At 56.5% G+C, this 1,191-nt stretch carries 1 rRNA gene; it reads right to left on the bottom strand.

What is annotated here, in order from left to right:
• Positions 1–1,191: ribosomal RNA gene (locus tag ACGFW5_RS35280) — 23S ribosomal RNA — on the bottom strand; the annotation flags it as partial.

Raw genomic sequence — 1,191 nt, forward strand, 5'->3', positions numbered from 1 at the left:
TCGATATTGGGCGTTTCAAAGCGGGTACCGGAATATCAACCGGTTGTCCATCGACTACGCCTGTCGGCCTCGCCTTAGGTCCCGACTTACCCTGGGCAGATCAGCTTGACCCAGGAACCCTTAGTCAATCGGCGCACACGTTTCTCACGTGTGTATCGCTACTCATGCCTGCATTCTCACTCGTGAACCGTCCACCACTAGCTTCCGCTGCAGCTTCACCCGGCACACGACGCTCCCCTACCCATCCCAGCAGGCGTTGGCCCTATATGCTGGAATGACACGACTTCGGCGGTACGCTTGAGCCCCGCTACATTGTCGGCGCGGAATCACTTGACCAGTGAGCTATTACGCACTCTTTCAAGGGTGGCTGCTTCTAAGCCAACCTCCTGGTTGTCTCTGCGACTCCACATCCTTTCCCACTTAGCGTACGCTTAGGGGCCTTAGTCGATGCTCTGGGCTGTTTCCCTCTCGACCATGGAGCTTATCCCCCACAGTCTCACTGCCGTGCTCTCACTTACCGGCATTCGGAGTTTGGCTAAGGTCAGTAACCCGGTAGGGCCCATCGCCTATCCAGTGCTCTACCTCCGGCAAGAAACACACGACGCTGCACCTAAATGCATTTCGGGGAGAACCAGCTATCACGGAGTTTGATTGGCCTTTCACCCCTAACCACAGGTCATCCCCCAGGTTTTCAACCCTGGTGGGTTCGGTCCTCCACGACCTCTTACAGCCGCTTCAACCTGCCCATGGCTAGATCACTCCGCTTCGGGTCTAGAGCGTGCAACTCAATCGCCCTGTTCGGACTCGCTTTCGCTACGGCTTCCCCACACGGGTTAACCTCGCTACACACCGCTAACTCGCAGGCTCATTCTTCAAAAGGCACGCAGTCACGACGCACTGAGTAAACTCAATGCGCGACGCTCCCACGGCTTGTAGGCACACGGTTTCAGGTACTATTTCACTCCGCTCCCGCGGTACTTTTCACCATTCCCTCACGGTACTATCCGCTATCGGTCACCAGGGAATATTTAGGCTTAGCGGGTGGTCCCGCCAGATTCACACGGGATTTCTCGGGCCCCGTGCTACTTGGGTGTCTCTCAAACGAGCCGTTGATGTTTCAGCTACGGGGGTCTTACCCTCTACGCCGGACCTTTCGCATGTCCTTCGCCTACACCAACGGTTTCTGACTCG

The organism is Streptomyces sp. NPDC048416, assembly GCF_043200435.1.
In the GTDB taxonomy this organism is placed as follows: Bacteria; Actinomycetota; Actinomycetes; order Streptomycetales; family Streptomycetaceae; genus Streptomyces.